Origin of the sequence: Sphingobacterium hungaricum (genome assembly GCF_015210005.1) — a bacterium.
Classification (GTDB): Bacteria; Bacteroidota; Bacteroidia; order Sphingobacteriales; family Sphingobacteriaceae; genus Sphingobacterium; species Sphingobacterium hungaricum.
Window position 1 is genome coordinate 2,323,132 of the sequence record NZ_MU158698.1, and the last position, 21,233, is coordinate 2,344,364.

The 21,233-nt window shown below is 37.6% G+C and carries 20 protein-coding genes and 1 other RNA gene; 10 read left to right on the forward strand and 11 right to left on the reverse strand.

From position 1 onward, the window contains the following. Positions 1–56 precede the first annotated feature (56 nt). From C4F49_RS13300 to C4F49_RS13325, 6 genes are all read left to right on the forward strand, one after another. Positions 57–1,865 carry a RagB/SusD family nutrient uptake outer membrane protein gene (locus C4F49_RS13300; RefSeq protein WP_196936333.1) on the forward strand — a complete coding sequence of 603 codons (1,809 nt, stop codon included), beginning with the start codon at positions 57–59 and terminating at the stop codon, positions 1,863–1,865. A 27-nt stretch (positions 1,866–1,892) separates the two neighbouring features. Next, complete coding sequence (locus tag C4F49_RS13305) at positions 1,893–2,861, forward strand: BT_3987 domain-containing protein (RefSeq protein ID WP_196936334.1); 969 nt, start codon at positions 1,893–1,895, stop codon at positions 2,859–2,861. Positions 2,862–2,922: 61 nt separating this feature from the next. Beyond that, entirely contained in the window at positions 2,923–3,888 is a 966-nt protein-coding gene (locus C4F49_RS13310) for a hypothetical protein (RefSeq protein WP_196936335.1), read from the forward strand. A 78-nt stretch (positions 3,889–3,966) separates the two neighbouring features. Further along, the gene (locus tag C4F49_RS13315; RefSeq protein WP_196936336.1) at positions 3,967–6,282 is read left to right on the forward strand and encodes a GH92 family glycosyl hydrolase; all 2,316 of its coding nucleotides are present in this window, start codon (positions 3,967–3,969) and stop codon (positions 6,280–6,282) included. A 9-nt stretch (positions 6,283–6,291) separates the two neighbouring features. Continuing rightward, positions 6,292–7,014, forward strand: coding sequence for a basic secretory protein-like protein (locus C4F49_RS13320; RefSeq protein WP_196936337.1), 723 nt, complete (start codon positions 6,292–6,294; stop codon positions 7,012–7,014). A gap of 90 nt (positions 7,015–7,104) precedes the next feature. Next, a complete protein-coding gene (locus C4F49_RS13325) occupies positions 7,105–9,399 on the forward strand; it encodes a GH92 family glycosyl hydrolase (RefSeq protein ID WP_196936338.1) in 2,295 nt (764 codons plus the stop codon). A 166-nt stretch (positions 9,400–9,565) separates the two neighbouring features. Here the strand turns inward: C4F49_RS13325 and C4F49_RS13330 are convergent, their stop codons facing one another. Both C4F49_RS13330 and C4F49_RS13335 read right to left on the reverse strand, forming a co-directional pair. Then, the gene (locus tag C4F49_RS13330) at positions 9,566–10,183 is read right to left on the reverse strand and encodes a hypothetical protein (protein ID WP_196936339.1); all 618 of its coding nucleotides are present in this window, start codon (positions 10,181–10,183) and stop codon (positions 9,566–9,568) included. A gap of 27 nt (positions 10,184–10,210) precedes the next feature. After that, positions 10,211–10,543: a magnetosome magnetite crystal formation protein family gene (locus C4F49_RS13335; protein WP_196936340.1), complete on the reverse strand. Its 333-nt coding sequence runs from the start codon at positions 10,541–10,543 to the stop codon at positions 10,211–10,213. Positions 10,544–10,785: 242 nt separating this feature from the next. On the opposite strand from C4F49_RS13335, the gene C4F49_RS13340 reads away from it, so the two are divergent. After that, entirely contained in the window at positions 10,786–12,606 is a 1,821-nt protein-coding gene (locus C4F49_RS13340) for a helix-turn-helix transcriptional regulator (protein ID WP_196936341.1), read from the forward strand. A gap of 267 nt (positions 12,607–12,873) precedes the next feature. Here C4F49_RS13340 and C4F49_RS17995 read toward each other — a convergent pair whose 3' ends face one another. From C4F49_RS17995 to C4F49_RS13360, 5 genes are all read right to left on the reverse strand, one after another. After that, positions 12,874–13,200 carry an alpha/beta hydrolase gene (locus C4F49_RS17995; RefSeq protein ID WP_231388313.1) on the reverse strand — a complete coding sequence of 109 codons (327 nt, stop codon included), beginning with the start codon at positions 13,198–13,200 and terminating at the stop codon, positions 12,874–12,876. A 138-nt stretch (positions 13,201–13,338) separates the two neighbouring features. Next, positions 13,339–13,929, reverse strand: coding sequence for an alpha/beta hydrolase (locus C4F49_RS18000; protein WP_231388314.1), 591 nt, complete (start codon positions 13,927–13,929; stop codon positions 13,339–13,341). Positions 13,930–13,976: 47 nt separating this feature from the next. Beyond that, positions 13,977–14,426, reverse strand: coding sequence for a nuclear transport factor 2 family protein (locus tag C4F49_RS13350; protein WP_196936342.1), 450 nt, complete (start codon positions 14,424–14,426; stop codon positions 13,977–13,979). 216 nt (positions 14,427–14,642) lie between these two features. Beyond that, positions 14,643–15,164: a hypothetical protein gene (locus C4F49_RS13355; protein WP_196936343.1), complete on the reverse strand. Its 522-nt coding sequence runs from the start codon at positions 15,162–15,164 to the stop codon at positions 14,643–14,645. A gap of 200 nt (positions 15,165–15,364) precedes the next feature. After that, positions 15,365–15,643, reverse strand: coding sequence for a DUF4339 domain-containing protein (locus tag C4F49_RS13360; RefSeq protein ID WP_196936344.1), 279 nt, complete (start codon positions 15,641–15,643; stop codon positions 15,365–15,367). 431 nt (positions 15,644–16,074) lie between these two features. On the opposite strand from C4F49_RS13360, the gene C4F49_RS13365 reads away from it, so the two are divergent. Both C4F49_RS13365 and C4F49_RS13370 read left to right on the forward strand, forming a co-directional pair. Then, positions 16,075–16,302: a hypothetical protein gene (locus tag C4F49_RS13365; RefSeq protein ID WP_196936345.1), complete on the forward strand. Its 228-nt coding sequence runs from the start codon at positions 16,075–16,077 to the stop codon at positions 16,300–16,302. Between the two features lie 172 nt (positions 16,303–16,474). Beyond that, positions 16,475–17,383, forward strand: coding sequence for an IS982 family transposase (locus C4F49_RS13370; protein ID WP_196936346.1), 909 nt, complete (start codon positions 16,475–16,477; stop codon positions 17,381–17,383). 105 nt (positions 17,384–17,488) lie between these two features. Here C4F49_RS13370 and C4F49_RS13375 read toward each other — a convergent pair whose 3' ends face one another. The 3 genes from C4F49_RS13375 to ssrA all read right to left on the reverse strand — a co-directional run bounded on the left by C4F49_RS13375 (position 17,489) and on the right by ssrA (position 19,823). Then, complete coding sequence (locus C4F49_RS13375) at positions 17,489–17,908, reverse strand: hypothetical protein (protein ID WP_196936347.1); 420 nt, start codon at positions 17,906–17,908, stop codon at positions 17,489–17,491. A gap of 1,233 nt (positions 17,909–19,141) precedes the next feature. Continuing rightward, positions 19,142–19,342: a hypothetical protein gene (locus C4F49_RS13380; RefSeq protein WP_196936348.1), complete on the reverse strand. Its 201-nt coding sequence runs from the start codon at positions 19,340–19,342 to the stop codon at positions 19,142–19,144. 114 nt (positions 19,343–19,456) lie between these two features. Beyond that, positions 19,457–19,823, reverse strand: a transfer-messenger RNA (tmRNA) gene (ssrA, locus tag C4F49_RS13385). A gap of 171 nt (positions 19,824–19,994) precedes the next feature. On the opposite strand from ssrA, the gene C4F49_RS13390 reads away from it, so the two are divergent. Then, positions 19,995–20,615 (forward strand): hypothetical protein, encoded by a 621-nt coding sequence (locus C4F49_RS13390; RefSeq protein ID WP_196936349.1) that lies wholly within the window; start codon positions 19,995–19,997, stop codon positions 20,613–20,615. Positions 20,616–20,679: 64 nt separating this feature from the next. On the opposite strand, the gene C4F49_RS13395 is transcribed toward C4F49_RS13390, so the two are convergent. After that, entirely contained in the window at positions 20,680–21,216 is a 537-nt protein-coding gene (locus C4F49_RS13395; protein ID WP_196936350.1) for a DUF1697 domain-containing protein, read from the reverse strand. Positions 21,217–21,233: the final 17 nt, after the last annotated feature.

Genomic DNA, 21,233 nt, shown 5'->3' on the forward strand with positions numbered 1-21,233 from the left:
CAAACAGAATTAAACTTGTTCGATAAGCCATGCAGTTAAATTAAAATATTCAAAACATGAAAACTAAACTATTAAGTATCATAGCAGCCACTGGGGTTTTTCTTTCCACCTCATGTGTAGGATTCTTAGATCAGATTCCGGATGATGTATTGACCGTAGAAGACATATTCAAATCACGTAATTATGTAGATAATTATTTAGCTCAAATCTATGCCAATATTCCAAATGAAATGGCGCAGCGATTTGTCGGAACACAATATTCCGGAGCTTGGACGGCAGCTTCTGATGAAGGGAAATACAATTGGGATTTTAATTATGCCAATAATTTAAACAAGAGTACTTGGTCGACAACAGACGGAACGGTCTCCAGCTACTGGGATAATTACTACAAATCAATTCGTAATTCCACGGATTTCATCGACAAGATCGATGGAGCGAATCCCGAAGAAGTAAATGACGCGTTAAAATCCAGATACAAAGCTGAAGCGAGAGCTTTGCGTGCAATGTACTATTTCTGGCTTGTTCGCATCTATGGTCCGGTTCCTTTGGTGAATACGGTATTGCCTGTGGATGCACCGCTTGAAGAAGTGTTGTTGCCTAGAAGCACATTTGATGAGTGTATTAATTTTATCACGAGCGAATTGGATATTGCTTATGTGGACCTTCCAACAATTCCTGTAAGCAGCGAATATGGCCGGATTACAAAAGGGATGGCTAAAGCTTTTAAGCAACAAGCTTTATTGCTTTCAGCAAGTCCATTGTTCAATGGAAATACAGATTTGTCATCGTTGGTTAATACAGATGGTACTCCATTGATCAACCAAACTTATGATCAGAATAAATGGAAATTGGCAGCGGATGCGGCGAAAGAATTCTTGACAGAATTTGTTCCTACCAACTACAAGCTTTTTGTTGTAACCAATACCGATCCATTTTTACAGGCATATAATTCGACTAAAGAAGTAATGACAACGGAGTGGAATACAGAATGGATTTTTGCTAGACCGAATTCGGATAATTATTCGCAGTATGATAAAACACCAAAGCATGTTGGTTTTACAACAGATGTGCAAGGTGCAGGAGCATTGGGTGCTACGCAAAAAATGGTTGATGCTTATTACATGAATAATGGACTTCCGATAACCAATAGTGCGTCTACTTATCAAAGTTCCGGATTCTCTCAGTTTAGAGCACCATTCGATACAAAATTGCGAAGCACATTCAATCAATGGGTCAATCGTGAGCCCCGCTTTTATGTAGGAATCACCTATAACAACAGCTATTGGTTAAATCAAGGGTCCAACTCGAATGAGGTGATTACAAACATGGAATTATCTGGTAACTCGGGACGTAAGCAGAGTACGTCGGATGTTTCTCCAACAGGTTATATTGTTCGTAAAAATGTATTCAATAACGGTAACAACAGAGGTTCTGTCCAATTAAGGCTTGCTCAAGTTTACTTGGATTATGCAGAAGCTTTAAACGAGTATGATCCTAACAACGCAGACATCTTGATTTATGTAAACTTAATCAGAGCGAGAGCTGGAATTCCTATCTATGGAACTGGAGTGGGAGAGGTCGCTATCCCAGCGTCTCAAGCGGCTATGCGTACGGCTATTCGCCGCGAGCGCCAAATCGAATTGGCATTTGAGAACGCACGTTATTTCGATGCGCGTCGCTGGAAAACAGCTGCTGCTGAATTCGGAGGTGAAGTATATGGAATGAATATGTTCGCCGATGGCAATGCATTCTATGAAAGAACATTGATCGAAACAAGAACTTTCCGTCAAAGGGATTATTTATGGCCAATTCCAAATAATGAGATATTGAAGAACGTATTAATGGTTCAAAATCCAGGTTGGTAATTAATAACAGTTTAATAAAAAATGATAATGAGAACGTTAAAAAAATATAGAACTGCATTAACAAAAAGCCGGCTGTTTTTTGTTAGCACATCGCTAGGGCTATTGTTTGCCTCTTGCACCAAAGATGTGGAATATACAGTCGAAAATGAAGGAACGATTTACATGGCTCAATCTTATCAAAATGTAGCCGCTGTGACGCTATTCGACATTGACTCCATACAAGACATCTATTTTGGCGCTTCCTATGGAGGTTTGCAATATCCAGGCGCTGATATTCCGGTTTCTTTCGAAGTTGATGAAAGCTTAATCGCTACTTACAATGCTCAAAATGGAACTGAATTCATTCCTTTTCCTGCATCGTCCTATACAATTTCTGGACTTCAGACAGTCATTCGCGCGGGGCGCGCAGATTCTGATCCGCTAAAAGTTGTCGTTACAGCCAAAGAATTGGTATTGGGACAGCCCTATATGATTCCTATCAAAATGGTTAGCGCAGGTTCAGGGAGTTTCAATGAAAACTTATCCGTATCGTATTTTAGAATTGATTCATTGATTCGTCGCGAGCGAGACATCACTTCTCAAGGAACGATTACGGTTAGCAATGAAAACAATGGCGGACCAACACATAACGAAGGTTCGTTGAAATTAATTGACGGCGACCTAGCGACTAAATATTTAACGCAGACGTATGCGCCGAATATGTGGTTCCAGTTAAAGTTCCCTTCAGCTCAGATTTTTGGTGCGTATACCTTTACTTCAGCAAATGATGCGGATACACGTGATCCAAAAACATGGCGATTGGAAGGTTCGAATGATGGATCTACTTGGACGACTTTAGATACGCGGACAGATTTTTCGTTTAGCGAACGTACACAGACAAGACGATTTGAATTTGACAACACAACGGCATACACAACGTATCGGGTAGTTCTTGTAGCGAATAATGGTGCAAGTATCTTCCAAATGAGTGAATGGCGAATGATACAATATTATTAATCGATAATAAACGAAGAACCATAGGGTAAAACCTATGGTTTCTTTATTAATTTTTAGATCTATGAGAAAACTTGCTGCTTTTCCATTACTATATTCCATTATTATTCCCTTCTTTTTAGTTTCCTGTGGGAACAACACAGAAAGCGTTTTGCCTGAACCCGAAAAAGAAGAAGAAGTTGAAACGGAAGATCCAAATGCTCCGCCAAAAACTTGGAGAGAAAACTGGTTAGAACACGAATTGCTGCTGACCAGACAATATTACAATGATTCCATCGCTTTGTATTACGATGAGGATATGGATGAAAAAATTACTTGGCCACGCCGGGCATTGACCAAAATCTGGAATTATACATGGAAAACCTACGGCGGATTTGGTCCTGATACTCGCTTGCGCGTCGCATTGCATGGAGGAACCTATGGCGGTGGGCATCCTGGATACTATTTAAGCAATAGCCATGGCTACATTAATATTATCGATGCAGGATTGGGAACCAATCGCTGGCTAGATAGCATCGGTGAACCTTTGGATTTGATTACACATGAAGTCGGACATATCGTTGAAGGCAATTCATACAACACGTTAAATTCTCCAGCATTCCCAATTTGGGGCGATAGCAAATGGATGGAAATTTATCAATATGATGTGTATAAGGGTTTGGGATGGACGGATAAAGCCACTAGCTGGCATAACCGCATGCTATTGGTTTCTGATAATTTCCCTCGAACAGGAACTTTTTGGTACAGAGACTGGTTTTACCCGATCTATGATCAATATGGTAAAACGGCGGTACTGAATAGTTTTTTCAAATTAATTTCCGAACATTTCCCTTCTACAAGTATTCCTAATGGACGTAGATATACGCGCAATTTAAATTTCGGAGAGTTCGTCCATTTCTGGAGCGCTGCTGCTGGTAGCGATTTAAAGCAACTTGCTTTGGACGCTTTTGGTGAAAATGACCGAAATGGTAATAATTGGGTTACACAGTTTGAACAAGCGCAGGTTGTATTTAATAAAATCACATATTAAATCTATCTTTAGTTTTTGTCTTAAGAGCGATGATAAAAAACTTGCAAGGTCAATTTAAACCTAATAATAAATAATAGAATGACAATAAGTAAATTAAGCAGACGTTTAGTTATTATTTTTGGATTAGGGGCATTAATGCCTAATCTAAGTAATGCGCAAACGCGATTAGAAAAGCTGGAACCCGTAGATTATGTGAATACATTGATGGGAACCGACTCAAAACCCTCCCTTTCAAATGGAAATACGTATCCAGCAATTGGATTGCCTTGGGGGATGAATATGTGGACTCCTCAAACGGGTAAAAACGGCGATGGCTGGCAATACACCTACAGCGCTGACAAAATCCGGGGAATCAAACAAACCCATCAGCCGTCTCCTTGGATGAATGATTACGGTCAGTTTTCATTAATGCCAGTGAGTGGCCATGCAGAATTTGAACAAGATAAAAGGGCTAGTTGGTTTTCACATAAATCTGAAATAGCGAAGCCATATTATTACAGTGTGTACCTTGCGGATCATGATGTGACTGCTGAAGTTACGCCTACTGAGCGCGCCTCAATTTTTAGATTTTCGTTCAATAAAACGGATAGCGCATTTGTAGTGCTAGACGCATTTGATCGCGGTTCGGAAGTACAGATTATCCCAGAAAAAAATATGATTATCGGATATTCTTCGCGATACAGCCGTGGAAAACTTCCGAATTTCAAAAATTACTTTGTAATCGTTTTTGATAAGCCATTTACCTATCAAACCGTTTGGGAAGGTGATAAAAAACTGAATACGAATAAAATTACAGGAAACCACACAGGAGCGATTGTTGGATTTAAATCTAAGGGTAAAAATGATAAAATCCATGCTCGTGTCGCATCATCATTTATCAGCGCTGAACAGGCATTGCTAAACTTAAACGAGCTTAAAGATGATTCATTTGATCAAGTGGCAGCGAAAGGCCGCGAGATATGGAACAGCACTTTGGGCAAAATTGAAATCGAAGGTGGTACGCATGAACAGCATCAAACGTTCTACAGCACGTTGTACCGTACGGTGTTTTTCCCAAACAAATTGTATGAAATCAATGCAAAAGGAGAAACGGTTCACTACAGTCCGTATACGGGAGAAGTTTTGCCTGGATACATGTTTGCAGGAACAGGATTCTGGGACACTTTCCGTGCCTTGTATCCATTGTTGAACCTAGTTTATCCTTCGATCAATGTTGAAATGCAAGAGGGATTGCTAAACTGTTATAAAGAAGGCGGATTCCTGCCGGAATGGAGCAGTCCTGGTTTTGCGGATATCATGGTCGGTAATAATTCGGCTTCCGTCGTTGCCGAAGCTTATTTAAAAGGCGCTAGAGGTTACGACATCAATACACTATACGAAGCTTTGCAGCATGGAGCGAATAACGAAGGTCCGATGACTGCCGTTGGACGTAAAGGTGTTGAATTCTATAACAGTTTGGGATACGTTCCTTATGATGTTGGAATCAATGAGAATGCCGCACGTACGTTAGAATATGCGTATGATGACTTTGCAATTTACCGTCTAGCAAAAGCATTAAAACGTCCAAAAGCAGAAATTGAATTGTATGCAAAACGCAGTCAAAATTACCGCAACTTATTCGACCCTTCAACGAATTTAATGAGAGGTAAAAATAAGGATGGTCAATTTCAATCACCATTCAATCCTTTGAAATGGGGTGATGCGTTTACAGAAGGAAACAGCTGGCATTACTCATGGTCAGTTTTCCATGATGTTCAAGGATTAATTGATTTAATGGGCGGAAAGAAAACATTCGTTCACATGTTGGATTCGGTATTCGATCAAGCTCCTCTGTTTGACGATACGTATTATGGAGGTGTGATCCATGAAATCCGCGAGATGCAGATTGCTGATATGGGACAATATGCTCATGGCAATCAGCCTATCCAACACATGATTTACTTGTACAATTATGCAGGTGAACCTTGGAAGGCTCAATATTGGGTTCGCGAGGTACTTGACAGAATGTATAAACCTACGCCAGATGGTTATTGCGGTGATGAAGACAATGGACAAACTTCGGCTTGGTACATTTTCTCTTCATTAGGATTTTATCCGGTTTGTCCAGCAATGGATGAGTATGTGTTGGGTGCTCCATTGTTTCAAAAAGCGACTTTGCATTTAGAAAATGGGAAGAAGTTTGTTATTGAATCTCCTGAGAACAGCGCAACAAATAAATACGTTAAGCAAGTGAAATTAAATGGAAAAACGTTTGAACAAAATTGGATTGGTCATGATACAATTTTGAAAGGCGGTTCATTTGCACTAGGTATGGACAGCAAACCAAACACAACTCGTGGAACGAAAGAAAATACATTCCCTTATTCATTCACAACAGACAAAAATAAATTTTAAAACAGACAGATGAATTTTTCAAAAATCAAGAAGATGGTCTTGGGATTAAGCATCCTATTTTCCATCGGATTTACCCAGGCACAAGATCGCTGGAGCCGTGTCGAAAATGATATTAAAGTTGCCGTTTCCGTTGATACCTTAAAGAAGGGAAAATATACTTTGGTGTATATTGACAAAGCAAAAGGATTCGATCCAACTGTAAAACAGAAACTGATTGATGTGTTTTTTGTTAACTATCCATTGCTTGCAAAAAAATACAACAAAAAGGCAATGACGAAAGTGATTTTCGTTATGGATCCCGACTATGATGGAATCGCAGCAGCGGGTGGGGGAGTAATCCGTTTCAATCCAGAATGGTTCAAGAAAAATCCAGGAGACATTGACATCGTCACTCACGAAGGTATGCACATTGTTCAGGGATATCCTGGAGGTGCCGGACCAGGCTGGATCACGGAAGGTATTGCAGATTATGTGCGTTTCGTAAATGGAATTGACAATGCTGGAGCAAACTGGTCGTTGCCAGAATTAAAACCAGATCACCATTATGAAAATGCGTACCGAATTACCGCTCGTTTCTTCTATTGGATAGAAAAAAATGTAAAAAAAGGCACGATGGTTAAATTGGATAATGCGATGCGGACTAAAACCTACAGCGCAGATTTCTGGAACAACCAAACTGGAAAAACAATCGATGAATTATGGGCTTTATACGTTTCTAATCCGGCGATATAAGCAAATATTTTGTATTATTACACCATGCATTGATACCATGCTCGTATTTTATCCATAGAATACGGGCATGGTTTTTATAAAAATATTCTAATGAAAATAATAAAAAACCTAGCACTATTGCTTATGCTTCCTATAGCCTCCTTAGCTCAGCAAAAGAATTTAGTTCAGTATGTTTCTCCGATTATTGGCACGGCCAAAATGGGTCATACCTTTCCGGGTGCTACAGTTCCGTTCGGTGCTGTTCAATTGAGCCCGGATACCGATACAATTCCGTACGCGATGAATGGGAAATACAATGGCGATGTATACAAATATTGTGCAGGTTATCAATACGATGATCCGACCATCGTGGGCTTTAGCCATACACATTTTAGCGGAACCGGACATTCGGATCTTGGCGATTTATTGGTGATGCCAACTGTAGGAAAGTTACAAATGAATCCAGGAACTGCAGATAATCCTCAAAGTGGTTACCGTTCTGGCTACAGCCATGACAACGAAGAAGCAGAAGCTAATTATTACAAAGTGATGCTGGACGATCCAAAAGTTTTAGCGGAACTGACAACATCCACTCGCGTTGGATTTCACCGGTATACTTTTCCCAAATCAGACCAATCGCATATTATCTTAGATTTAAAATCAGGTATTTATAATTACGATGAGAAAAATGTATGGACTGTTGTTCGCGTTTTAAACGATACGTTAATGACTGGTTACATGCAGAGCAATGGCTGGGCACGCACAAGAACAGTTTACTTTGCAATCCGTTTTTCTAAACCATTTAAAAATTATGGTGCACAGTTGGATTCCAAAAAATCAGTTTATCAAGGCTTCTGGCGCAAATTTAATCAAACAGACAATTTTGCTGATTTAGCAGGACGCAATTTGAAAATGCATTTTGATTTTGATACAGAAGATCAAGAACAGATCCAGCTTAAAGTTGCTTTGAGTCCAGTAAGCATGAAAAATGCGCTAGCAAACATGGAAGCGGAAGTTCCTCATTGGGATTTTGACAAAGTAAAAGCCGATGGACAGCAGCTTTGGGAAGCAGAATTGCAAAAGATAAAGGTCGATTTGCTTGCTGAGGATGATTACGTAAATTTCTATACGGCTATGTACCATGCTGCATTGATGCCAACGGTTTACATGGATGTCAATGGAGAATACAGAGGTCTTGATCAAGAAATTCACAAAGCAGAAGGATTTACAAATTACACGTCGTTTTCATTATGGGATACGTTTAGGGCATTTCATCCGTATATGAACATTGTCAATCCAAAACGGAATGCAGATATGGTGTCGTCGATGATGGCACATTACGATCAGAGCGTGCTCAAAATGTTGCCGATATGGTCGCATTATGCTAACGACAATTGGTGTATGAGCGGCTATCATTCAGTTTCTGTGATTGTAGATGCTATCTTAAAAGGAGTGTATAAAGGGGATGCGGAAGCTGCGTTGGCGGCTTGTGTGCAAACAGCAAATACCCGAAAATACGAAGGAATAGGACCTTACATTGATCTTGGCTACGTTCCGGATGATGTGTCAGGAACTTCGGTTTCAAATACGTTGGAATATGCTTACGACGATTGGTGCATTGCTCAATTGGCAAAGCATTTAGGCAAAGATGATGTGTATGCGACATTCTCGAAAAGAGCAGAAAACTGGAGAAATCTGTACGATGAATCCATTGGATTTATGCGTCCGAAAGATTCAAAAGGAAAATTCAGAGAGGATTTCGATTTGTTAGAAACACATGGTCAAGGATTTATCGAAGGAAACACATGGAATTACAGTCTGTATGTTCCTCATAATCCGGAAGCGTTGATGGAAACAATGGGTGGAAAAAAACGTCTTTCAGCTTATTTGGATTCGTTGTTCACTATGCATCTTCCAGATAAATTCTTTGCCAATACAGAAGACATTACACGCGAAGGAATTATCGGAAACTACGTGCATGGCAATGAACCGGCGCACCATGTTGTTTATTTTTACAATACGGTAGGAGAAGCTTGGAAAGGACAATCCAGGATCCGAATGATTTTGGAGAATCAATACCATACAGGCCATGATGGTTTGGGCGGTAATGATGATTGCGGTCAGATGAGCGCTTGGTATCTATTCAGTTCGATGGGATTCTATCCAGTTAGCCCAGGTTCGGATGAGTATTGGATTGGAAGTCCGGCTGTGAAGTCTGCAGAGATTGCATTGGACGGAGGAAAAACATTCCGTATCGAAGCCGCTAACCAAAGCAAAAAGAATGTGTATGTGAAAGAGGTGAAATTAAATGGAAAAGTAATTTCAAACCATAAAATCAAGCATTCGGATATCACAAATGGGGGCGTTCTTTCGTTTGTGATGAGTTCAAAACCTGTTAAGAAATAAACAAGGAGTTGACTTATAAAAAATCCCCCGAAACTTGTAATTTTCGGAGGATTTTTTTGATTAAAGGATCGGTTAATGTTCTTATTCGCTAAAAGCATTTTTATAGAAACCAATTTCTAATATTACTTCTACAAAATAGCCTAGATTTTTAACCATTCCCAATCCATTATTCAATAGCATATTTTAATGAGACATAATAATATGAATCTTCTTCCGTCTGAAAATAACCTACGCTTTCCTCTTCATCATCTGCATTCGAATAATCAATAACAGACTGCAATTCGCCAAGATTTTTACCCATTGCAGCAGCTATTTTTTCAGCACGGCCTTTACCATCATTGAAGGCATCTGTCATTGTTTTAGAAAAGTTTGTAACCGGATTATAGACGATTCGCTTCGCAATAAGTAGGACGGTTCCCGATTTATCTTCCATTAAACTATGGATTGCGATCAATTCTTCAGGTTTAGTCGTTTCGAAAGTATAATAGCTGCCGCCGGCTCCGTATTGAGTAAGCACATAGGCAATTTTGTCTTCTTTGAAACGGGTGGGGTCTATGCCTACCGATTTCGCCTTTTCAAAAAATCCATTTCTCACCTCGTCTAACGTTCTCTTATTGTCCGTGTAAGATTGATCTTGATTTATCACAATATCCAACTTATAGGATTTAATGCTTCGTTCAAGTTTTGCCATACCTCTCACTTCGATGAATGGTTTTGTTGCGCTCTGCGCAAAAGCGGTACAAATTGACGCAAGGCAAAATAGGAATAGGATGCTAGTTTTCATGGTCTGTTTTTTTAAAGGGTTTATGGACTACTTAATAAAGGAAAATTTATCCTCAAAATAACCACCGATTAACGGTACAGGTTTCATCACTTCGTTTACCGCATTGATAATGCCAAGAACCAACAGCACAAGCGGAATTACAGATAGCAAAGAGAGAGCAGTAGCTAATGTCGGAATAATTGCGATCAAAATGCTGGCAATTACAGAAATGACGACACTGACTACGAACACGCCCAAGCTTTGTTTCAAATGATAGGTAACAAATGGACTTTTGTTAGTCTCGTCTTTGTACGAGAAGTAAGCGATTAACCAACCAATAACGGTGATGTACGATACGATTGCTAAAGTTTTGTTGTTCATAATATAAAATTTAAATACTGTAATGAATACTACAAATATCCAGCTGAATCAGTGTGTAAGCTAATTATTCCGATATACAAATGATCTACATAATTGATAAATGAATGACAAATTCTCTACAATTTTGTTTCTTCATAAATCGGTTGGTATTGCTGGCGGCAGAATCCTGGCTATTATTAAAAAGACATTTGTATTTTTAACCAGCCGAAACTTTGAATTCATACATGTTATTACAAAATGAAATGAGTTATTCTATCAGATTTTTTCTTTGCTTAGCGATTTTTGCCATAGGCATAAGCCAGACAAGCGCTCAATCGATTATTGAGGATTCATTAAGGAATCTTCTCCATAATCCGAATTTGAGCACGGAGAAAAGATCAATGGCGCTTTCTCATTTGGGGAGAACCATCTATGACACGGATATGCCAACGGCTTTGCGATTGACGAATGAAGCACTGCAACTTGGGAAAGGCATTTCTGATGGACAATACAGCGCTTTCGCTTTAGCTACGCTTACTTACCTGAATGTGCAACGTGATAGCCTAGTATTGGCTCAAAATACGATTGATAGCGCACTGCTCTACACGGAAACGTCAACAGATAAAGTGGTCAATGGATATGTATGGTTGCGAAAAGGATGGCTAGAGTACATTATTAACAATCCAGAAAAATCTGTGGAGAGTTTATTTAAATCACTTCAGTTACTCGAAAGTCAACAGTCTTACGTGTATGAAAGTTTGGTCTATCATTATTTAGCTAGCGTATACGCTGATTTACAAGACAACGGGAATCTAAAAAAATACACAAATTTAAGCTTGGAAGCGGCTTACAAATCAGGCGAACCAGATATTATTGGAAATGCGTACTTAGCCATGGGATCTTCATTTTTAAAAGATTACAGAAAATTACCTTCTGAACGATTGCTTTTGGATTCTGCTATGTACTATAACCGCCGATTGCTTTCGCTATCCGAAGCACAGCCCAAACGGATTCTGAATCATAACAATACTGCTGCTGCAGCCTTAAACCTTGCCAATATTTATTGGGAATTTTACCCAAAAAGCTATAGAGACAGTGCTGAAAAATACATTCAAATTGCATTATTCATTGCGCGCAAAACCAATCATGAAGAAATCATCGCTAATTGTTATGGCATTTTAAGCGAGTATGCCATTGCTGAAGGCAACTATGATGAGGCAGAGCGGTTATTTCTTTTGGGCTTCACTGAAGTGGAACGTAATCCAAGTACCAGCGTTCAAGTAAAAGCTTCGATGATGAGGGGACTAGCAACGGTTTCCGAAAAGAGCGGCAATCCGGTCAAAGCTTTAGCCTACTATAAACAGTACCTGTATTATGAACAGCAGGCCTACAATGCGTCCAAATTAGCAATAGCACAAAAGCTGGAAGTTCAATATCAAGCAGAGAAAAAAGATAGGGAGCTGGAAACATTGCAGGAGCGAGCAGCGTTTAACAAGAAGATTAATTTCATCAGCATTGGACTGATTATCGTAGGTGCTTTCGCATTGTTTTTTCTTTTTCGATCGTATCACTTCCGACTTAAATCGAGCATTCAGCAACAGAAATTGCGGACGGAAGAAGCTGCTAGGCTTAAAGCAGAACAAGATTTGCTTCAAGAAAGACAGGAGAGATTACAAAAGGAATTGTTGGCCGGTAATCTTCAGGTTGAGCAAAAGAACGAATTGCTGCAAACGATGCGAGATAAATTAGCAACACAGCCTGAAAGCGGCATCCTTAAAAATCAGATGGAACGTATCCTAAAAGAAGACCAACGGATGGATGAAGACATTGATCACGCAAAGGCTAGCCTTACGAATATTCACCCTGATTTTTTTAATCGTCTGCAGGAAATGGCGAACAATAAGCTTACGCGACTGGACCTTAAGCACTGTTCGTATATCTTAATGGGGCTTTCTAATAAAGATATTGCTAATCGTTTGGGAGTGGATCCCAAAAGCATTATTATGGCTCGTTACCGGATCAAGCAAAAATTAAACCTAGAGAAAGACGATAGTTTGGATTTGGTTATTCAACGCATTAGCTAAAAAAAATGGTCAATGCCAATGCAAATCATCCTCAAGTTGTCAGTTTTTGAAGATGCTGTCAAGTACTAAACAAGCCTAAATATCGCTATACGGAGCACTATCTAAATGAGTTAGCCAGAATCAAAATCTGTCATTAGTAACTATTGATAAATCCATATATAAATAAAGTTCGACACCTCCATTCCGAAGATATCGAACTACATTTTTTAATCAACTAGAATGTTTCCTTCTAAAAGATGGCTGCTGCCTGATAGGAGAAAATTCTTGTTATAGATTTGTTTGATAAAAAGAAATCAATTTATCGACGATTTGAGATACATACTCCGGTTTCCAATAGGTTTCGATATGCGTAGCGCCATCAACCAAAAACAGCTCTTTGCTTTTTGCATTGACCGCTTTAGGGAAAGCCTCATCAGTCATGTATTTTGTGTCTGCACGACTGCCAGCAATCATAAGCAAAGGCTGATTAATTAAATCCATATTCGCTGCAGCATCCCAAGTCATCAGATCCAACAAACTGCTTGTCGTATATAGAAATGTAGAATTCGGATGTTTGTGGGTTCTGTAATAATAGACTAAGCCTTCACGGTACAAGTCCGTCGTGGTTTGGGCAATTTCTTCATCGGTGACACTTGCTACGCCAGAAAAAAGAATATTGCCATTCTCAACTTCTTCTTTGCGCGCATCTGATGCTTGTTGCAGACGTTCCTGAATTGTGTTTAATTAAGAATTTTAAAAGCCATTTCGGCGAACTTCTCCCGAGTTAAACATGCTTAAGGTGGCCACGGCTTTCAATCGCTTGTCGGATTGAGCCGCTTTTAAGGTGTAGCCGCCACCGCCACAAATCCCGAGCACCCCGATGCGGTTTTTATCGAAGCCTTTATAAGTCGAAATAAAGTCTGCCATTCCGCGAATATCTTCAGTTCTGAATGCTGGGTTATCTGTATGGCGTGGCAAACCTCCGCTCGCGCCTTGGTACGAGGCATCAGCGACCAAAGTGATATAGCCTGCCTCTGCTAACTGCTGCGCATAAAGTCCGGCAGTCTGCTCTTTTACACCTCCATTCGGATGGGCGACGACGATTGCAGGATAGCTTTTTGATGCGTCATAATTAGCAGGAGTATATACGTTTGCAGAAATAGTATTGGCGTTGAGCTCATAGCTAACTGGATGTATATTTACTTGCCCAGCTTTATTTTCTGTTATTGCCCCATCGTACACTAAGCTGTATTGATTTTGTGATTTTTGTTTTGATTGCGCATTGACTATGGCTGTATCAATCATTGACATAGCCAAAGCAACTAGTACAGTTACTTTTTTCATTTCTTATTCTTTTAAATAAATGCTTAATTCTGTTATGAACTCTTTTCTTACTTTGAGTTTGGATTCGATAATTTAGTAAATGACAAAGCGCCCAATTTCCAGTTTCCGTCTTTTTTGATGTACACTTCGGTTACTATGAAGGGATTTGTTACTTCGTTACCGCCGACCACAGCCAGCAGGTCTATTCTGTTGAGCAGAATGGCTGTATTGTCGATGATATTTACCGACACGTCATGGATAGTTGCCTTTTTGTACCATATTCCACCACCTTTTATTACGTTTATTTCCTGCTCTTTTCCCCAAGATCCGCCCATATGGACAAATACAGATTGTGTATCAAAGAGATTTTCTAACACTTCTACATTTTTATCAGCCATCCATTGCCATTTATCTTTAGAAAGCTGTATGATCTCTTGTTCGCTAGAAGAAGTTTGCGCAAATGCTGAACCTGCACAAATTGCGAAGCAGAGGATTGTAAGAACTAATCGATTTTTCATCTTGTTATGATTTAGTAAATTTTATCTATCACAAATATCCGATGAATTGCGCAGCATCCTCTTATACGGATTACTGCTTTTTATACCATTATTACTGATGAACAATCAAATTCCTTTTACAAATAAAAAAGCCGAGGTAATTGCCTCAGCGTTAAGAATCTTATGGAATAAATTAATCAATCTACTGTAGCAGATCAACTAGTCGTTTTGCAATCTTTAATTTGGTTTTACTGCAGATTGAAATTCACCTTCGGTCAGCGTAACTGTTCCTAAAGTGTTTAATCCTTCAACCCGAACTAGCGCAGCCGAAAAAGACCCCTTGACAGAAACATTATCAATTTTGTCAATCTTTAGGACAAAAGCATCCTCTGGTGCCAAAGTCCCTCTAGTGGCAGCGAAATTAACCTGCGCATTGTCTTTTAAAATTGAATAGATGGATACAATCGTAAAATTAGATGCGTCATCTAAGCTATATTCACCAGCAGGAACTCTTGAAGATTCCGACATCACGGTAAACGTAACCCATTCGTTACCGCTATCCGTTCCACTTACCTCAAGAAAATTGCCTGCATCAACCCAGCGAGCACTTACGTCTGAAAAGCTTTTTTCTTTTCCGTCAATTTTTACTTTTAGATAATTCGTGCCTACTTCGCCCGTAGCTTCATCAGTTTTGCTACAGCCAGAAAAAAGTACGATTAAAAGCAGAACAAGCGATGCGGAAAAGAATTTTGTAGTCATGTGATTTTGTTTAAGTTAGCAAGCTAACTGACCAAAACCATGCCAGCGCTGATTTGCACATAGAGAATGGCTACCTTCAAATAATGCTTCGGAGCGAATTATGAAGCACATCAGTCTAAAGTTTTAAACTGATATGCTAAAGGGCAAATTTTTCGATACTAATTCTAGATATACGGGGAAACTATGTTATTGAAGCTCCGTTAACTCTTCGTCAGGTTAAATAAGTGCCATGACTTGATGTTAAAAAGATTGAAGAATGAATATTTCTTTGAAGGAATATCGGAGTGTGATTTGTTCAGTATTTTAATTGTGTTTTGATTAATAAAATAATCTTCGAACAATTCTACGCCTGCAGCCTCCTTCCAATTATCCAAACCCTTAAACCAAACCTTTGTGTTCTGTGATATCTCAAAAGGGTCTAGTTTTTCAAACTCAATCGGTCCAATTTGTTTGCCGTTTTTAGCAAAATAAATTTCCATTGTTATCAGTTTTTTGTTTTTCATGTAGTAAATTTCTCAGCTAAGCTTTTACGCTACCATAATAAATACATAGCCAAGCCGCTGATCAATTAGTATATATAAAACTACCAATTTTAGAATTTAGTATAAATTTATTAGGGGGACAAAAAAGGGACAAAATTCTTTGGGAATATAAGCGGTTGATTTGTAGGGGATGGAGGAGGTTAGATTTTTTCTTGGTGAAATCTATTTATTTTAATCAACGAGGTAATTGTGTAGATTGTCGTTTTAATGCGGTCTATTCGGTTTTATAAATTTTCAATATTTAAGTTAATAATGGTGTCAGCTGATATAAAAGAAACGAACTTTCAGGGGACTTAAAAACGTATGAAATATTATAGAACGATATTTGTAACTTAGCATTAAGTAATTTATGACCTAAGTTAAATCCAATGGTGCAAAGGAAGCCTTACAATCCCCATACAAAATACGGAAGGCGCAAGTTGCAAGAACAGCATAATAAAAGAATGGCTGAAATGCCAAAGGAGGAAAGAGATGAAATCAATGGAATGACCGGAGGTTGTTTTTTGTTATTTATAGTAGTGGGGGGAATAATTGTGTACTTATTGTTTGGAGGTGAAGGTTTATTAAAATGGCTAGGGGGCAAAAGACCTTATTGAATCTATTTTTTATTGAAATCAAGGTAATTCTCCAAATCAATCTATGGTTATTAAAATAACGTGAGTTCGGGATAAGAAAAAGTTTAAAATAGTTGGGATTTTAGACAAAAAAGGCTTGATTTTTGTATATAATTAGTTGACAACCAAATTATTACAATTATAAATCAAGCCCATGCTTAGAGATAAAGTTATTGAATTTTTCGTTAAGGTGGATGATTTCTGTAAAGAAATTCAGCCAATTTTGGAAGAAAAGCGAATCGAGGACAAAAAATTAGGTATGCGCAACCGTAAAACTGGACTTTGTCAAAGCGAAATGATCAGCCTTATGGTACTGTTCCATAACGGTCAGTTCACCAATCTGAAGTCTTTTTATGTACATTATGCTTTGCCGCATATGAAAGATCTGTTTCCCGGCCTAACAACTTATAACCGTTTTGTAGAACTGCAGCCCCGATGTGCCATGCTGTTTATGTTATTTGTAAAAATGCGCTGTTTGGGAAAAAGCAATGGCATCAATTTCATTGATTCAACGCACATCAAAGTGTGCCATAACAGAAGGATCCATCAGCATAAAGTTTTTAAAGATGTAGCCGAGCGTGGACAATGTTCAATTGGTTGGTTTTATGGCTTCAAGCTTCATCTGATAATCAATGACAAAGGGGATATTCTTTCATTTTACCTTACTAAGGGCAATGTAGACGACAGAAATCTAAAACATATGATGGATATGACCAAAGATATTTTCGGAAAACTGTATGGAGACAAAGGCTATATTTCTAAAGCAATGGCAGATATCCTTTGGGGAAATGGGGTCCAAATGGTAACAAAGCCAAGAAAAAATATGAAGGGAATGAACCTAAGCCAAACTGATAAAATTATGCTCAGAAAAAGAGCGATCATCGAGTGCGTGAATGATGAACTTAAGAATATTTGCAAATTGCAGCACACAAGACATCGCTCGGTAAACAACTTCTTGTTGAATATTTTAGGAGCTTTAGCGGCATACTCTTTTTTCCCTAAAAAGCCTTCTTTAAATATTCAGTTTGAGCAACAAGATAAACAATTATTCCTTGCTGCTTAAACCGAACTCACGTTAAAATATGTAATCAATTTAACTGCGTTTATTGTAAACATTTCTTGCTCATGATGTACAAAGTTTAAACCATCTTGATAAGGCATAAGCACTTTAAGGAATAGTTTCAATTGCCGTAAATTTTAATTTTTCATTAGACCTTAACCAAATTCCAAAGGTAGCGCCCTCATGTCCAAAGGCAATTTCATCTCGACCAAATATTTTATAAAATACAACGTAAGATGGGTATGGTTCACTCTCCTCAACAATCAATTTTTCAGCATTTTTCAATCTAGCGATGAGGTTTGGTGTAAATATTTCCTGCAATCTTTGTGTGAAAAATATTTTAGAATTTATGTATTGCTTGAGGCCGACTTCGTTACAAGGTAAACATCTAATTGAATCGGTACTACTAATCAATAGGGAATCAATTTTATTATTTTCGATCAATCGAATAATATTATCAGCTTTCTCGTAAACTAAATTTGTATCTATTTGCCCAAAAGAATTTGATGCAGACAGCAGAAACATCATTAGAATAAGATTTTCATATCTATACTATTTTACACTAAACTAATTAAAAAAATAATACAGGCGACAAAACAAATCCCCCACACTTGATGGGTGTGGGGGATAAAAGCATTATCTTATTCTCCCAATAATCTATTAAATATATTCACGCATATAATTATTAAAGTAGATATAAACAATAAATTTAAAACCCATGTATTTATAGGCTTTTTAATATATTTTCTCTCCCACACAACATCATTGTACCATATAATGAGTCTTTTTAAAAAGAAAATTATAGGAACTAAAATGACAGTAAAACAAGATAACATATATAAATAGCTGATTGTAAAATTTAAATAAAAAGCTACATCATTCGAAATACCAATATTTTCAAATTTGGGAAAACTATAAATATTTTGAGAATCAACACCATAATCTCGAGTTCCCCAAAAGCCAAATTTTAGATAATTTCTTATGGGAAGTAAAAAATAAAACCATGAAGGCACTACTATTATAGATATAAGTATGCCAAAAATGGAAATGATTTTTTTAGTTATTTTGTACATTTAACGATCGCTATTTAAAGTTGAAACTAGTTTATTCCAATCAAGGCTGTCTTTGATATCAATCCATTTCGGACGATGGACAACCGGCGTATTTTCAGTAGCTGAACCCATATTTTTATTTATATAATCCAAGAAACCTTTTTGAAAGGACCTCTAAAACTCGTCTGCAATAACCAGTGTTAATCGGCGATAACATTCCAATTTATCCTTGTTAGTATATGAACTAATTAGTAAGATTAATTCTACGGCTACGTAGCTATTTGAAGAAATTGATTTTTTCCATTTTTAAGTTGGTTGATAAGGTTGCGTTATTTTAACTAAAAATACCATTAGTTTCTAAGTAAACAAAATTTAATATTATAAAAATTACATTCTTGTAATAATGAGCTGTGACACTCGACGAGACTACAACGACCGAAAAAATCATAAACCTTATGTGTTAACTGGAGCGATGGAATTCAAACTCGCATCAATACTTTATTAACTACCTAAGCAATAACAACAAAGCCAGTAGCCTTTTTATTGATTACTGGTTTTATTAGTTGTAGAACCGGAGGTGCTTGGGCACAATCCTATCACACTTTTCCAATTTCACTTGCGATGCTACTAAAAAAGGATAATTGCAAACAACAATTACGGTTTTTTCATTATTATTAATTTAGACGATTATAGAATCTAATCGTAGTATTTATGGAAGATATTCAAAGTTTGGTCGAGTATGCAGTACCCACCCCTTACTACCTCTCATTACGTAAATTTTTCCTGATTTTTTTTCAACCGCTCGATTTTCTTCAAATACATATTTATTTTGCGAAAGATATTCATTGAATTGGAAAGCAAGTAATATTAAAATAGCTAATATTAAAATTTTAAAAATTTTATCGAACATAGGACTTATTAAGTTAATATTCACGAAAATAACAATAAGTTTTATATTCACTCCAAAAACAAAACCCTTTAAATGGTACCATTTAAAGGGTTTTACTTTGTTTTACTGATAAAGTTGTGGAGCCGGAGGGATTCGAACCCTCGTCCAAACATGGTACTGTATACGCTTTCTACATGCTTATTTTCTCTTTGATTGTCGGGCTAGGGAAGGTGAGAAAATTACCAATCCTTTTGCCTTAGTCACTGTGTCTCGCGGATGCTTAGTAACCTCACACCCGCCAGTTCTATAATTCGATGCCCCGAATGTTAACTGAAAGAACAGCAGCTAACGGGACAAATAGCTATGTTAAGTCTAACTTAAGCAGCTAAGGCGTAGTTTTCTTCGCCAGTTATAAAGTTGAAAGTTCTGATTAAAGTGTACTTCTAACAACACACTGCATGCTTACATAACCGTCGCCATCCTGTCAATTCCGGTCGACCCCGATTATTTTTTGTAATCTGTAGACTACAAAGGTAGAACTATATTGCTGGAATTTGAAATTTAATATAAAATATACATTGCTTTTTGAATTAATTTTCTGAAATTTAATACATTGTAAACAATTGCAAAGTATATTTGTTAAGACAATATTATTTATTATAAACAAATTGTTATGGCACAGAAAAAACAAACTCCTGCCGCAGATAAAAAAGCTCCAGCTTCTAAAGCGAAAGCTACTGCAACAAAAGCACCGGCTACGAAAGCTGCTGCTAAAACAACCACAGCAAAATCATCTTCAACAACGTCAGCTGCAGCTAAAAAAACAACTGCTGCTAAAGCGCCTGTTAAAGCTGCTGCAGCAACTAAAGTTGCCGCCAAAAAAGCTACTGCTACAAAAGCTGCTCCTGCGAAAAAAGCGCCTGCTAAAGCCGCTGTAAAGAAAGTTGAAGCCAAAGCTAAAACGACCGCTAAAAAAGTGGAAAGCAAAGCAAAAGATGCAGCTGCTAAAGTTTCAAAAGATGTGAAATCTGCAACGAAAAAAGTATCAAAAGATACAAAAGCGACGGCGAAGAAAGTAGAATCTAAAGCAAAGTCAGTTGCTAAAAAAGTTGAAGACAAAGCAAAAGATGTTAAAAAAGAAGTAAAAAAAAAAACTAAAAAAGTAGAGAAATCTGCTAAACCAAAAAAGGCGAAGAAGGAAGAAGATACGTTTAGTAAAATTAAGGGAGCCGTTATCGAGCTTTACGAAAAAGTAACTAATCAAGATAAACCTTCTAAAAAGAAAAAGAAATAAAATGAAGCTTATCTCCGGATAAGTTTCATTTTACTTTAATTTCTTTTTTTTGCTGATAGAAATTTTAATCAGCCGATAGGGAAAGTATTTTTTCTATTGTATTTAAGTTTCTTGCAGTCCCCAAAACAGCCAATTTTTTCTCAAGATAATTGACAGTCAATTTCGCTTTTCCCATTCCTTCTGGCAAGTAGAAATAAAGCACTTTATCGTTCAATACATATTGCTCATCTCCATGATTGATAGCATCTAGCTTTTTGGTTAATTCATCCAAAGGCTTCGCGTCTAGAAAAGCAAGAAAGACTTTGTTCGGTTCTAAATCTTTTTTAAAAGGATTTTCGTCGTTGAGTTTTTTTAGTTCCTCAGGAGTATAAATAAACAAAGGAGCTTTAATTTGAAATTTCTCTTCTAATAGTTGAGCAAAGCGATTCGCTGTCTCCGTTTTGGAATAAGTTGAATCTAAAAGAATATTACCGCTTTGGATATAGGTTTTTACATGTTCAAATCCAGCATCGCTCAAGGCTTTCTGAAGGTCAGCCATTTTTAATAAATTCTTTCCGCTGACATTGACACCTCGAAGAAAAATAATGTATGTTTTAAGCATTTAATGATAATTCAAAA

Excerpts from the sequence above, each read along its gene's own strand:
- C4F49_RS13300 (WP_196936333.1), top strand. The coding sequence starts at position 57 with ATGAAAACTAAACTATTAAGTATCATAGCAGCCACTGGGGTTTTTCTT.
- C4F49_RS13305 (WP_196936334.1), top strand. The coding sequence starts at position 1,893 with ATGAGAACGTTAAAAAAATATAGAACTGCATTAACAAAAAGCCGGCTG.
- C4F49_RS13310 (WP_196936335.1), top strand. The coding sequence starts at position 2,923 with ATGAGAAAACTTGCTGCTTTTCCATTACTATATTCCATTATTATTCCC.
- C4F49_RS13315 (WP_196936336.1), top strand. The coding sequence starts at position 3,967 with ATGACAATAAGTAAATTAAGCAGACGTTTAGTTATTATTTTTGGATTA.
- C4F49_RS13320 (WP_196936337.1), top strand. The coding sequence starts at position 6,292 with ATGAATTTTTCAAAAATCAAGAAGATGGTCTTGGGATTAAGCATCCTA.
- C4F49_RS13325 (WP_196936338.1), top strand. The coding sequence starts at position 7,105 with ATGAAAATAATAAAAAACCTAGCACTATTGCTTATGCTTCCTATAGCC.
- C4F49_RS13330 (WP_196936339.1), bottom strand. The coding sequence starts at position 10,183 with ATGAAAACTAGCATCCTATTCCTATTTTGCCTTGCGTCAATTTGTACC.
- C4F49_RS13335 (WP_196936340.1), bottom strand. The coding sequence starts at position 10,543 with ATGAACAACAAAACTTTAGCAATCGTATCGTACATCACCGTTATTGGT.
- C4F49_RS13340 (WP_196936341.1), top strand. The coding sequence starts at position 10,786 with ATGAGTTATTCTATCAGATTTTTTCTTTGCTTAGCGATTTTTGCCATA.
- C4F49_RS18000 (WP_231388314.1), bottom strand. The coding sequence starts at position 13,929 with ATGAAAAAAGTAACTGTACTAGTTGCTTTGGCTATGTCAATGATTGAT.
- C4F49_RS13350 (WP_196936342.1), bottom strand. The coding sequence starts at position 14,426 with ATGAAAAATCGATTAGTTCTTACAATCCTCTGCTTCGCAATTTGTGCA.
- C4F49_RS13355 (WP_196936343.1), bottom strand. The coding sequence starts at position 15,164 with ATGACTACAAAATTCTTTTCCGCATCGCTTGTTCTGCTTTTAATCGTA.
- C4F49_RS13360 (WP_196936344.1), bottom strand. The coding sequence starts at position 15,643 with ATGGAAATTTATTTTGCTAAAAACGGCAAACAAATTGGACCGATTGAG.
- C4F49_RS13365 (WP_196936345.1), top strand. The coding sequence starts at position 16,075 with ATGGTGCAAAGGAAGCCTTACAATCCCCATACAAAATACGGAAGGCGC.
- C4F49_RS13370 (WP_196936346.1), top strand. The coding sequence starts at position 16,475 with ATGCTTAGAGATAAAGTTATTGAATTTTTCGTTAAGGTGGATGATTTC.
- C4F49_RS13375 (WP_196936347.1), bottom strand. The coding sequence starts at position 17,908 with ATGATGTTTCTGCTGTCTGCATCAAATTCTTTTGGGCAAATAGATACA.
- C4F49_RS13380 (WP_196936348.1), bottom strand. The coding sequence starts at position 19,342 with ATGTTCGATAAAATTTTTAAAATTTTAATATTAGCTATTTTAATATTA.
- C4F49_RS13390 (WP_196936349.1), top strand. The coding sequence starts at position 19,995 with ATGGCACAGAAAAAACAAACTCCTGCCGCAGATAAAAAAGCTCCAGCT.
- C4F49_RS13395 (WP_196936350.1), bottom strand. The coding sequence starts at position 21,216 with ATGCTTAAAACATACATTATTTTTCTTCGAGGTGTCAATGTCAGCGGA.